Source organism: Shewanella sp. 11B5 (assembly GCF_002836795.1).
In the GTDB taxonomy this organism is placed as follows: Bacteria; Pseudomonadota; Gammaproteobacteria; order Enterobacterales; family Shewanellaceae; genus Shewanella; species Shewanella frigidimarina.
The window spans coordinates 1-12,981 of sequence record NZ_PJAP01000272.1 but is presented as its reverse complement, the minus strand read 5'-3'; the positions used below and the strand labels follow the sequence as shown (position 1 = coordinate 12,981).

Annotated in this window: 9 protein-coding genes and 1 pseudogene; 3 read left to right on the top strand and 7 right to left on the bottom strand. The window is 42.4% G+C overall.

Annotated elements, in window-relative coordinates; translation table 11 throughout:
• The first annotated feature begins 33 nt into the window (after positions 1–33).
• Positions 34–963, top strand: a complete 930-nt coding sequence (locus tag CXF78_RS04610; RefSeq protein ID WP_102036117.1) for an HDOD domain-containing protein — start codon at positions 34–36, stop codon at positions 961–963.
• Between the two features lie 136 nt (positions 964–1,099).
• Here CXF78_RS04610 and glyS read toward each other — a convergent pair whose 3' ends face one another.
• The gene (gene glyS / locus CXF78_RS04605; RefSeq protein WP_102036116.1) at positions 1,100–3,184 is read right to left on the bottom strand and encodes a glycine--tRNA ligase subunit beta; all 2,085 of its coding nucleotides are present in this window, start codon (positions 3,182–3,184) and stop codon (positions 1,100–1,102) included.
• Positions 3,185–3,193: 9 nt separating this feature from the next.
• Positions 3,194–4,099 carry a glycine--tRNA ligase subunit alpha gene (glyQ, locus tag CXF78_RS04600; RefSeq protein ID WP_011635499.1) on the bottom strand — a complete coding sequence of 302 codons (906 nt, stop codon included), beginning with the start codon at positions 4,097–4,099 and terminating at the stop codon, positions 3,194–3,196.
• A gap of 112 nt (positions 4,100–4,211) precedes the next feature.
• Here glyQ and CXF78_RS04595 point away from each other — a divergent pair, with 112 nt between their 5' ends.
• Complete coding sequence (locus CXF78_RS04595) at positions 4,212–4,775, top strand: DNA-3-methyladenine glycosylase I (protein WP_059746103.1); 564 nt, start codon at positions 4,212–4,214, stop codon at positions 4,773–4,775.
• A 67-nt stretch (positions 4,776–4,842) separates the two neighbouring features.
• Here the strand turns inward: CXF78_RS04595 and CXF78_RS04590 are convergent, their stop codons facing one another.
• From CXF78_RS04590 to fadB, 5 genes are all read right to left on the bottom strand, one after another.
• Positions 4,843–8,025: an amidohydrolase family protein gene (locus tag CXF78_RS04590; protein WP_102036115.1), complete on the bottom strand. Its 3,183-nt coding sequence runs from the start codon at positions 8,023–8,025 to the stop codon at positions 4,843–4,845.
• A gap of 292 nt (positions 8,026–8,317) precedes the next feature.
• Positions 8,318–8,761: an MOSC domain-containing protein gene (locus CXF78_RS04585; protein ID WP_102036114.1), complete on the bottom strand. Its 444-nt coding sequence runs from the start codon at positions 8,759–8,761 to the stop codon at positions 8,318–8,320.
• A gap of 3 nt (positions 8,762–8,764) precedes the next feature.
• On the bottom strand, positions 8,765–9,010 hold the full coding sequence (tusA, locus tag CXF78_RS04580) for a sulfurtransferase TusA (RefSeq protein WP_102036113.1): 246 nt from the start codon (positions 9,008–9,010) through the stop codon (positions 8,765–8,767).
• Between the two features lie 246 nt (positions 9,011–9,256).
• Positions 9,257–10,420 (bottom strand): acetyl-CoA C-acyltransferase FadA, encoded by a 1,164-nt coding sequence (gene fadA / locus CXF78_RS04575; RefSeq protein WP_011635504.1) that lies wholly within the window; start codon positions 10,418–10,420, stop codon positions 9,257–9,259.
• A 22-nt stretch (positions 10,421–10,442) separates the two neighbouring features.
• Complete coding sequence (fadB, locus tag CXF78_RS04570) at positions 10,443–12,593, bottom strand: fatty acid oxidation complex subunit alpha FadB (RefSeq protein ID WP_102036112.1); 2,151 nt, start codon at positions 12,591–12,593, stop codon at positions 10,443–10,445.
• A gap of 235 nt (positions 12,594–12,828) precedes the next feature.
• Between fadB and CXF78_RS04565 the strand changes: the two are divergent.
• Positions 12,829–12,981 (top strand): annotated as a pseudogene (locus CXF78_RS04565) (Xaa-Pro dipeptidase); the annotation flags it as partial.

Here is a 12,981-nt window from a genome sequence, read left to right as displayed (position 1 = left end):
CAACAAGCCAAACCACAGACACCTGTTCCTGCAATTGAGGTTACGGAGCGTCAAGCTGTTGAATCACAATTAGATCTATCGGCTTTATTTTATAGTTTATTGTTTGCAACTCCATCCACTACGACCACAGGTATTGCCAATAACCTTGAACGTAGTGTAATGCAAAATATTGAACAGGCATTAAGCTCACCGCAGTCGATTGCAGAAAACGTATTAAAGCTTCCCAGTAAAATACTCGAGCTTGATAAAAAACTTGGCGACGACAATATTGAAACCCAAGAGTTAATACTACTTATTGAGCAAGACCCTTTGTTGTGTGTTGAAGTGCTCAAGTTATGTAACTCGCCCGCTTTTAAACGAGCGGATACCGATGTTAGCAGTATTCAACAAGCGTTAGTACAAGTGGGCAGGCAACAATTAAGGCAATTTATTACCGCGTGTTTAGCCCGTGAGTTAATCGATATAAAGCCAATTTACTTTAGACGCTTTGGGGCTGAAATCTGGCGTCATTCTATGCAAGTGGCTTTTTTGGCTAGCGAGTTAGCGAGCAACGAGCAACGAGACAGTGCTTTTCTATTAGGCTTACTGCATGATGTGGGTAAAATTGCGATTTTTAAAATGCTGGTGGACGCTTTTTATCAAGCTGAACCAGGAGAACAACCCAATTCAATACTTTTTAAGCAGGTGATGACCACAAAATCGTTAACCTTAAGTGCATTGTTAGCGCGCAGTTGGCAACTCTCACAACACTTTGAAACACCGTTAACGTTATTGGCCAATACTAATATTAAACCAACTGATGGCATGACACTGCTTATTTGGAAAGCCAATATTATTAGTGAATGTTCAATGCTGTTACAAGTCGACAAATTGCCTCAACCAGCACTAGCGGTATTGTTAGCTCAGGTAGAGTGTAGTGAAGAAGATTTTATAGAATTACATCAAAAGCTTATCCAGTTTTAAATTGTTTTCAATGCGGGTAAGGTCTGTCTCAATCCTTTATAGCCCCAAGTTGTGGCTGATACTCTTAAGCTATAAAAAAGTAAGTCATAAAAAAAGCGCCTTACGGCGCTTTTATCTCAACTGCAGCTAATTTACATTATTGCAGCAACGAAATGTCTGCAACGTGCAAGAACTGCTCACGAAGATTGGTTAATAACGCTAAGCGGTTATTTTTCAATGCTTCATCATCTGCCATTACCATCACATCTTCAAAGAACTGATCGACATTTTCGCGTAAGTCAGCCAATAGCGTTAATGCTTGTTGGTAATTGCCATCAGCAAACAGTGGAGCTAACTGTGGTTGTAACTGTACAAGCTTATCAGCTAACGCTTTCTCTGCTGGTTCTGTTAATAGAGCTGAATTGATGGTTGCGGGTAATTCGCCTTCAACTTTAGCCAATATATTAGAAACACGCTTATTTGCCGCTGCTAGCGCTGTAGAAGCTTCTAAGCCACGGAAATGTGATACAGCTTTAACACGACTGTCAAAATCAGCAGGTTTTGTTGGACGACGAGCCAGTACAGCTAAAATAACATCAACTTGAATGCCTTTATCTTGGTACCAAGCTCGGAAACGTGCGAGAAGGAATTCAAGCACATCATCACTTGTATTGGTGTTAGTAATATTGGGCGCATGCAAAGCTTGTGCTTTAGCAATTAACTCAACTAAGTCGAGTGGCAGTTTGTTTTCTACAATAACGCGCAAAATACCAATGGCTGCGCGGCGAAGTGCAAATGGGTCTGCTGCACCTTTTGGTGCTTGACCAATACCAAAAATACCCACTAGCGTATCTAATTTTTCAGCTAAAGCAACCGCACACGACACTGTAGCCGTTGGTACTGTATCACCAGAAAATTTAGGTTTGTACTGTTCTTCAAGTGCGATAGCAACAGCTTCTGTTTCGCCATCTAGGCGGGCGTAATGCATGCCCATAGTGCCTTGAGTATCAGTAAATTCCATGACCATGTTGGTCATTAGGTCTGTTTTAGACAATAAACCAGCACGGCTAGCATCTACACTGTTGGTCTCAACACCGTTGTTGTTCATTTGCGTCGCAATGAAACCTGCTAACTCAGAAATACGTTCAACACGCGCTTTCAACGTACCAAGTTGTTTTTGGAATACAACCGTTTCTAAACTGGCAATACGAGATTCAAGTGTGTTCTTTTTATCGGTATTAAAGAAGAACTCAGCATCCGCTAAACGTGGGCGAACTACTTTTTCGTTACCTGAAATAATCTGTTGTGGATCTTTAGATTCAATGTTGGTGACAAAGATAAAGTTAGGCAGTAATTTGCCGGCTTTATCAAATACTGGGAAGTATTTTTGGTCACCTTTCATGGTGTAAACCAACGCTTCAGAAGGTACGTTTAAAAACTTTTCTTCAAAGCTTGCTGTTAACACTATTGGCCATTCAACTAGAGAAGCGACTTCTTCAAGTAGTCCATCTTGAATATCGGCAATACCACCTAATTTTGCTGCAGCTGCTTCAGCATCAGCTTTGATTAGCGATTTACGTAATTCATAATCTGCTAGAACTTTACCTTGCTCTTTTAGCGCGGCTAAATAATTGTCAGCATGATCCAACTCAAAACTGGCTTTACCCATAAAGCGGTGGCCACGAATAATGCGGTTAGATGTAATACCAAGTAATTCACCAGCAACTAATTCGCTACCTAATAACATTGTCACGGTGTGGACCGGGCGAATAAACTGAGTTTTGTTGTTACCCCAACGCATTGGCTTAGGGATTGGTAACTTATCGAGTGCGCGCTGTGCCATGTCAGCTATTAAGCTTTTGGTTTCAACGCCAACCACTTTAGCTTGATGGACTAACCATTCACCTTTATCGGTGACTAATCGCTCTGCTTGCTCAACCGTAATACCGTTACCACGAGCCCAGCCTTGTGCTGCTTTCGTTGGGTTACCGTCAGCATCAAATGCTGAGCTAACCGCGGGACCGCGTTTTTCAACGACTTTATCGGCTTGTGCTAATGCTAGACCCAATACATTAATCGCTAAGCGGCGAGGGGCGGCATACCAAACTGCAGACTCAAAAGGTAAATCAGCTTTAGTTAATTCATCTGTAAAGCTCGTTAAAAATGATTCAGCTAACGTGCGCAGCGCTTTTGGTGGTAATTCTTCGGTACCAACTTCAATGAGTAAGTTTTCAAAATTCATTCGTTACCTCTACTTACACATTGGGAAGCCAAGAGCTTCACGTGCTTGATAATAAGATTCTGCAACACCTTTTGCCATAGTACGAACGCGAAGGATATAACGCTGACGTTCAGTGACTGATATAGCATGGCGAGCATCAAGTAAGTTAAAAGCGTGTGATGCTTTCATTACTTGCTCGTAAGCAGGTAGTGGTAATGGCTTTTCTAGTGATAGTAAGTGCATGCACATTTTTTCACATTGATCGAATAGGGTGAACATAAAATCGACATCGGCATGTTCGAAGTTATAGGTAGACTGTTCTACTTCGTTCTGATGGAAAATGTCACCATAAGTGACACGACCAAGTGGTCCGTCAGTCCAAACAAGATCATATACGCTATCAACTTCTTGAATGTACATGGCTAAACGCTCAAGCCCGTAAGTGATTTCACCTGTAACAGGGCTACATTCAATTCCGCCAACTTGTTGGAAGTAGGTGAACTGAGTGACTTCCATACCATTAAGCCAAATTTCCCAGCCTAAACCCCAAGCACCTAATGTTGGCGACTCCCAGTTGTCTTCAACAAAGCGAATGTCATGTACTTTGGTGTCGATGCCAAGCGCTTCAAGTGAGCCTAAATAAAGCTCTTGAATGTTATCTGGAGATGGCTTTAGCACTACTTGAAATTGGTAGTAATGTTGCAGGCGGTTTGGGTTTTCACCATAACGTCCATCAGTAGGACGGCGAGACGGTTGCACGTATGCACTGCTCATTGGCTCTGGGCCTAATGAACGTAAGAAGGTCTGCGGGTGGAAAGTACCAGCGCCAACTTCCATATCTAGAGGTTGAACAATTGCGCAACCTTGCTGCGCCCAATATTCCTGAAGGGTTAGGATGAAACCCTGAAATGTCTTTACGTCGTGTTTCGTCGTCATGTCTACTACTGTCAGGCTATTAATAGAAAATGTTAATGATTATACCTTGTAGAGCAAGGTAGATGTAGGTTATTTTTTAACGTACTACTAAAAACGTTAATGGAACCATACCATGCAAGTTAACCGATGTGGCTGGGTAAGTGAAGACCCTTTATATCAACATTACCACGATACAGTATGGGGACGTCCTGAGTTTGATGCCAAACAGCTTTTTGCTAAGTTGTGTCTTGATGGTCAACAAGCTGGATTATCTTGGATTACGATTCTTAAAAAGCAACAAAACTACCAGCAACTGTTCGCTAATTTTGAGCCGAGTATTATTGCACAGTACGATCAAGCTAAAGTGGAAGCGTTAATGCTAGAACCGGGTATTGTACGCAATCGTCTTAAAATTAACTCGATCATCAGAAATGCTAAAGCTTATTTAGCTTTTGTTGAGCAGGGTGATGATTTCTCTAAGTTTTTATGGGGATTTGTTGGTGGTGAACCGAGAGCAAACAACTTCAGTTCATCCAGCCAAGTTCCTGCACAAACACCAGAATCTGAAGCTATGTCTAAAGCGTTAAAAAAGCTTGGTTTTAACTTTGTTGGCCCAACAATTTGTTATGCCTTTATGCAAGCGGTAGGTATGGTAAACGATCATACGACAGATTGTCATTGTCACGGTCAGTATTGATTTTATTTAAATGTATAAAAAAGGGTGTTCCACGTGGAACACCCTTTTTATTGGATTAATTTAATCGTTAGATTTTTTCAAAGAAAAAAGGCTTACGTTTATGTTTATCACCATTGAGTTGATTCATGGTTTCTGAATTAAAGAGCTTACCATTAACCATTGTGTAAGTGACTTTATCCGTCGTTCTGATATCGGCTAATGGATCGCCATCAATCACTATTAAGTCAGCCAATTTACCCACTTTAATAGAACCTAGTTGATGGTCCATACCAAAGGTTGTCGCCGGATTGATTGTCGCGGTTTTTAAAACTTCCATATTACTCATGCCGCCTTGAGCAAACATCCACATTTCCCAATGTGCAGCTAATCCTTCTCGTTGACCATGAGCACCAATATTAGGTTTAACGCCGATGTTGTTTAACTCATTGGCTACGCGGGCAACATTAAAGTGATTGTAATGTTCATCTGGCGCGGTAGTGCGGCGCATTGAACGGGCATCAAGAATATCATGTGGGACATACATGCTTAGACGAGGGTGAGCCCAAACGTCAGTTTTGTCATACCAGTAATGCTCGCCAGAAATACCACCATAAGCGACAACTAAGGTCGGTGTGTAGTGTACTTCAGTTTGGCTCCAGAATTGTTTGATGTCATTGTATATAGACGCTGCTGGCAACGAATGTTCTACCGTGGTGTGACCATCCGCTATCATAGATAAATTGTGTTGCAGCAAACTGCCACCTTCAGGTACTACCATCATTTCGAGCTCTCGTGCAGCAGCAATAATTTGCTGGCGTTGATCCCGGCGTGGTTGGTTGTAACTCTTAACACTAAATGCACCGACTTTTTTAAGACGCTCTAAGTGGAACTTTGCATCGTCAAGTGAATCTACATGCGAGGTATAGCCTGGTAAGTTGGCTCCATATAAAATAGTCCCAGTTGAGAAAATACGAGGGCCAACAATATTGCCTGCTTTTTGTTGTTCAGAAGCAGCAAAAATTTCGGTAGTGTCATTCGATGGGTCGTGAATAGCCGTTACCCCAAGTGACAGCCCAGAATATAAAGCCCAGTTTTGTTGTGGAATAATTTCATCATCCGCTTGTCCGCCGTGGGCGTGAGCATCAAATAAGCCCGGCATAATGGTTTTACCACTAATATCGATAATCTGGGCATTTTTTGGGATCACCGTGTTGGCATCACCGACAGTGACAATTTTATTGTCTTTAACGATAACAACACCATTATCTATCACCTGATCATTTTCCATGGTGATCACTTTACCGCCAGTAAACACTACTGTTCCACGTGGAACATCGGCTTTATCCTTAAAGCCAATAGAGGTTATTTTAGGATCGACCTTGGTTTCTGCTTTTACATATTGAGTGTCTACATCGGCTTGATATAAATCAGGGCCCAATGTCCAATACAGTTGGTTATTTTTACCGTTCCAGCTAATGCTTTCACCTGCACGAGCACTCAGTTGAGTAATGGGTAAGTTGGTTGCTTTAGGCCCAATCGCAATGGTTTCACCGTGTTTAGCAAAAGGAGTGACGTACACTCTAAAACGCTCAGCAAAAGCCAAGTGCTCACCGTTTGGTGATAAACGAAACTCAGTAGCATGGTCGCTAGTGTAATGGGTACGCTTTTCAAAACCGTTCATGCCGATTGATGCAAACTCTGGTGTCTCACCTGAATCAATAAAGTAAACTCGGTCTGAGTCGTCACCGAATTGTGGCTGATGGCCACTGGCAGTTAGTTTAGTGCTTTGCTTTCCTTTGATATCGACTTTATATAAACCCGGTTCTTGTGACCAAGTTCGTGGTGTCATGTATCCACCGCGAGCTTTTCGATAAACAATATATTCGCCATCAGGCGAGAAAGTTGGCTCTACATATTTGCCAGGCTCGTTGGTTAACACCTTGGCTTTACCACCTCTGGCGCTAACAACACTGACGGTGCCTTGCTGTTGATCATTCCATGTAGTAAACACGATGTCTTTACCGTCACGTGACCACTGTGGGAATAGCTCATTGATGTCATCATCTAAACGGGTTAATCGTTTATGTTTTCCGTCTTTAATATCACGAACCCAAATTTTACCTAAGGCTTCAAATACCACTTTTTCGCCATCTGGTGATACTTGTGCCATACGCAGCATTTTTACATCAAATTCATCTTTATCTAAGTTTTGAGTAAAACGGACCGATGGCTGAATATCTCTTTGAGTGCTAACACTGAAAGGAATGTCTGTTACTTGTTTACTGTCGACATCAAGTTTATTGATTTTACCTTTAGCCCAAAATACGATGTGCTTATTGTCTTTAGTCCACGACATTGTTGGATAAACACCGTGAATAGCCCATGTTTCTTGCATGTCACGATCGAGTTTGTCATACAGCTTGGTTTCTTCACCAGACTTTAAGTCTAGGGTATATAAGGTCGACTGGAATCCATCGCGTTTGATGTAGGCAAGGGTTTTGCCATCAGGACTCGGTGTCGGTCTAATTGCACCACCGGTGCCCTCAATCAATACTTCAATATCGCCTGTTTGGGTGTCATAACGCTTAATCTTATAAATGCCTTTCACAGAATCTTTTGAGTAATGAAAGGTCTTGCCTGGGGTCGCATCTTGGCTAAAGTAGATATAGCGTCCATCTGGCGAGTAGGCTGGTTCACCCAAATCTTTTTGTTCGTTAGGGCGCTCTGTTAGTTTAACGCCTTCGCCACCAGCAACGTGAAACATCCACACTTCACCCGCTCCGAGGCTGCGGGTGCCGGTAAAATGTTTACGTGCTACTAGGTATTGTGAATCAGGACTCCAGGCCGGGCTGTTGAGTAAACGAAACGTTTCAGTCGTTATTGCATGTGGATTGGTACCATCGGCATTCATTATCCAAATATTATCGCCACCATCTTCATCAGAGGTGAAAGCTATGTACTTACCGTCTGGGCTATATACTGGCTGCATTTGCCAAGCGATACCTTGTGCCAGTGGTTTAGCTTCTCCTCCTGCTATCGGTATTTGATAAATATCACCTAATAAATCAAATACAATGTGTTCACCATCTGGCGATACATTGACGTTCATCCATGTTCCTTCGGTAACATTGATATCTATTTTACTTAATGGCGCATTTTCAGGAGCATTTACATGCCATTTTACATTGTCATCTTCGGCATAAGCAAAACCAGAAATACCAAGGGTCAGTGCTATTGCGGTGTAAAGTGGGGTGAGTTTTTGAGTCAACATAGAGTAGATTATCCGTTGTCGTTTTTATTTTCAGTGGATTTAATCAAGCCTATACTCATTTAGTTCATATCATTTGGCATGATTAGATGGCCTGAAGAGTATTTGGCTTTACTGCGTTTGTCGGTTTGAATGGTTCCTTTATCGCATAAATTACCGATAAGGTGTACAACAAATCTGTATCAATTAATGACAGACATTAACACGTTTGTTTGTTATTTATTAACAAACAACGAGTACTATAGTGATAGATTTTAATATGAAAGGCTTAAACGAAAATGATTTATCGGTTTTACTAATCTATGTTTACCGAGTCATCTGGTTGTATTAACCCAGCTTGAATTACGCGGCAGGTAACACCACCACGCCAGTCTGGTGTTAATGCTTGTTCCAGTCCTGTGTGAGCCATTTCCATTTTTTTACACGGATCAGTTTCGCCTGTAATTTGTAATTTAAGTTCAGCGCCGATCGAGATTATTTTGCCAACATCTGCAGCGCTAAATTCATAGCCACTGATCAATAAATTCGCTCTTCGAGTTAACCAGTCTAAATCGGCATTAATTTGTTGGCAGACTGTTTGCCACTGCTGTTTTGACATTACAGTAACTTGACGTTTTCCTGGTCTGCCAAAAATATCATTTTCGACACCTCGTTCTAAGGTCACATTGGCACAAAAGGCTGGCTTCATTATGCCGCGCTTCGCTGTTTTATATGCGATAGCTTCCAATGTGATGGTCATTAGTTAAAGTCCTTTTTTGAGTAAATATTGGTATGGCGTTTTGCTGGTATCACTGGCAATTAACGTGTGATCCATAAATTCACAAAAACTCGGAATATCACGGGTTGTGGCAGGATCATCTGCAATGACTAACAAGGTTTCACCTTCTGCCATTTTGCGTACTGTTTTTCGAATCATCATCACAGGTTCTGGGCATCGAAGGCCAAGTGCATCGAGTTGGTGTTGTGCCTGGGTATAAATATCGTTCATGAAATGCTGTCTATGTTTATCTATCGAATTAGCGCTAATGTTACTCTTGTCATTAAAGCTTGCCAAGTTTGCGTGGTTTAAAGTTATATTGAGTTTTATTATTATTATTTAATTTTCATAAAACATGTTTCACGTGGAACATTAGCCAAAGTAGAAGAATTTTAAAATAAAAAAAACGAGCCAATTTGGCTCGTTTTTACAACTCACTTCATACAACTGAAAAGTATCAGCTTGGTATGAGAACGATTAAACGCGTTCGAATACAGTTGCGATACCTTGACCTAAACCGATACACATAGTGGCAAGACCAAGCGTTGCATCTTTTTCTTCCATCAAGTTGATCAGTGTTGTCGAGATACGTGCGCCAGAACAACCTAGTGGGTGGCCCAATGCAATTGCGCCACCGTTAAGGTTAATCTTTTCATCGACAACATCTTGTAAGCCAAGATCTTTAACACAAGGTAATGACTGTGCAGCAAACGCTTCGTTTAATTCGATAAGGTCTAAATCGGCAACCGACAAGCCCGCGCGAGCTAATGCTTTTTTGGTGGCAGGTACTGGACCATAGCCCATAATTGCAGCATCACAACCGGCAACAGCCATTGAACGAATACGTGCTCGGATAGTTAAGCCTAAAGCACGTGCTTTAGATTCTTCCATCACTAACATTGCAGAAGCACCGTCAGATAATGCAGATGATGTACCTGCAGTCACCGTGCCGTTAACTGGGTCGAATGCTGGGCGTAAACCCGCAAGTGACTCTAGTGTCGTTTCTGGACGAATGACTTCGTCGGTCATCACTTTAATTAGTGCGCCGTTGGCATCGTGGCCTTCAATGCCCCAAATTTCTTTAGCAAAGCGACCTTCGATAGTTGCAGCATGGGCACGTTGGTGAGAACGTACAGCAAACGCATCTTGTTGCTCACGAGTGATACCGTGCATTTTACCTAACATTTCAGCGGTTAAGCCCATCATGCCAGATGCTTTTGCTACGCGGTTGGCAAGGCCTGGGTGAAAATCAACACCGTGGTTCATTGGTACATGACCCATGTGCTCAACACCACCAATAATGAAGGTATCACCTTGGCCTGTCATAATGGCGCGAGCCGCTTGATGAAGGGCGTCCATTGACGAACCACATAAACGGTTTACCGTTACTGCGCCAGCCGTTTTAGGAATACCAGCTAACAATGATGCATTACGGGCAATGTTAAAGCCTTGCTCTAGAGTTTGCTGCACACAACCCCAAATAACATCTTCAATGTCGTTTGGGTCTAATTGTGGGTTGCGCACCATTAGTGCTTTCATTAGTTCTGCAGACAATGTTTCTGCACGTACATTTCTAAATACCCCAGCCTTAGAACGGCCCATTGGGGTGCGAATGCAGTCTACGATAACAGCTTGTTTCATGATTTAATTCCTTTCCCACTAATTAGGCTTGGTAGTAACTACCATTGTTGGCTGCAAGTGCACGCATTGCATCGGTAATCTGATATAAGCCACCAAGATGTGCGTATTTGTCTGCTAGGGCAACAAAGTTTGCTACGCCCATGGTGTCTAAGTAACGGAATACACCGCCACGGAATGGAGGGAAACCAATACCGTAAACTAGACCCATATCGCCTTCAGCAGGTGATGCAATAATGCCTTCTTCTAAACAACGAACCGTTTCGATGATCATCGGGATCATACAGCGAGCGATGATGTCATCAGACTCAAATGCCTTTAATTCACCGAACTCAGCGCTTAATAATTCATAGCTTGTTGGATCAATGTCTTTCTTCGGCTTACCACGACGGTCAACAGAATAGGCATAGAAACCTTTAGTGTTTTTCTGACCTAGACGTTTGTTTTCAAACATAATGTCGATAGCGTCTTTGCCATTTTTACCCATGCGATCTGGGAAGCCTTCAGCCATTACTGCTTGAGCGTGATGACCCGTGTCTAGGCCAACAACATCAAGCAAGTAAGCTGGGCCCATTGGCCAACCGAACTGTTTTTCCATGACTTTATCAACGGCAGCAAAGTCAGCACCTTCAGCAAGTAGACCACTGAAGCCTGCAAAGTATGGGAACAATACGCGATTAACAAAGAAGCCTGGGCAATCATTGACTACGATTGGGGTTTTACCCATTTTGCTGGCGTAAGCCACTACCGTTGCGATGGTTTCTTCAGAGCTGTGCTCACCACGGATAATTTCAACTAATGGCATTTTGTGCACAGGGTTAAAGAAGTGCATACCGCAGAAACGTTCAGGTTTCTTAAGGCTTTTAGCCAGTAAGTTGATTGAGATAGTCGAGGTATTTGATGCAATAATGGCATCTTCTGATACGTAACCTTCAACTTCTGCTAGTACAGTAGCCTTAACTTTTGGATGTTCAACAACCGCTTCTACAACGATATCGCTATTTTTGATAGCGGCGTAATCTAGTGAAGGCGTGATGTTGTTTAATACTTTAGCCATTTTCTCTGGCGTAGAACGACCACGAGCAACTTGTGTTGTCAGAATTTTAGCTGCTTCGTTTAAGCCTAGCTCTAATGCTGGCTGAGCGATGTCTTTCATCACAATTGGTGTGCCTTTGCTGGCGCTTTGGTAAGCAATACCGCCGCCCATAATACCTGCACCCAATACCGCTGCTTGGTTAACATCTTTAGCGAGTTTACCGGCTTTCTTTGCTTTACCTTTAACGAACTGGTCATTTAAGAAAATACCAATTAGCGCTTGGGCTACATCTGTTTTAGCTAATTTAATGAACGCCAGCGCTTCTATTTTTAATGCGCCATCACGGTCCAAACCTGCAGCTTGTTCAACAACATTCACAGCGGCCATTGGCGCTGGATAATGCTTGCCTGCAACAGAAAATACCATTCCTTTTGCGGTAGCAAAAGACATCATGGCTTCAAGTTTTGGTAACTGTAATGGTGATTGCTTTTTGGTGCGACGAGCTTGCCAATCAAGGCTACCATTAAGGGCATCATGCAACATTTGAATCGCAGCAGCTTCTAGGTTTTCTGGTGCGACAACGGCATCAATAGCGCCTACTTTTAACGCATCTTCTGGACGTTGGTCTTTAGCGGTGGTGATCCACTCAAGTGCATTATCTGCACCGATTACTCGAGGTAAACGCACTGTGCCACCAAAACCAGGAATAAGACCTAATTTGGTTTCTGGTAAACCGATGCGAGCATTGGTATCTGCAACGCGTAAATCAGTCGCTAAAATGGTTTCGCAACCACCGCCTAACGCAAAACCGTTAATTGCTGATGCTGTCGGAAACGGCAAGTCTTCTAGCTTATTGAATACTGCGTTGGCTTGTTCAACCCAAGCTAGCAACGTGGCATCGTCTTGCTGAAATAGCGTTAAGAATTCGGTAATGTCTGCGCCAACAATAAAGGTGCTTTTTGCTGATGTCAGCAGCAAGGCTTTAATATTGGTATTTTGTTTGATGCTATCTAGGGCGGCATCTAGAGAGGCTATTGTTTCTCTGTCGAATTTATTTACCGAACCTTGTGCGTTAAAACACAGTTTGGCAATATTATCTTCAAGTAACTCAACCTGAATGGTAGGGCTTTGGTAGATCATTGCTTGCTTCCTTATTGCTTAAAAGCGACTTCCACATCTTATTTACTGTGCAGTTATCAAGCTTGAATCACAGCAGTTTCGGCCATCTATTGACCAGCTAATTCTCAGTGTGCGACTAAATGAGATAAATTACAACACCCAATTTAAACGGCCGTTTAATTTTTTATCATCTAGCGAGGTCTTTTTCTGTTTGTGATAGACTTATTGGGTTAAAACTCATGCAAAGGGATAGTCAATGGATCAGTTAGCACATCTGTATCATGCGCACATGGCGGAATTAAATCGCCGAGTAGGCGAAATTTGTCAGCGTGAAAATCTTTCGGGTTTAGTGATTCACTCTGGACAACCTCATCGACAGTTTTTAGATGACCTAAATTATCCCTTTAAA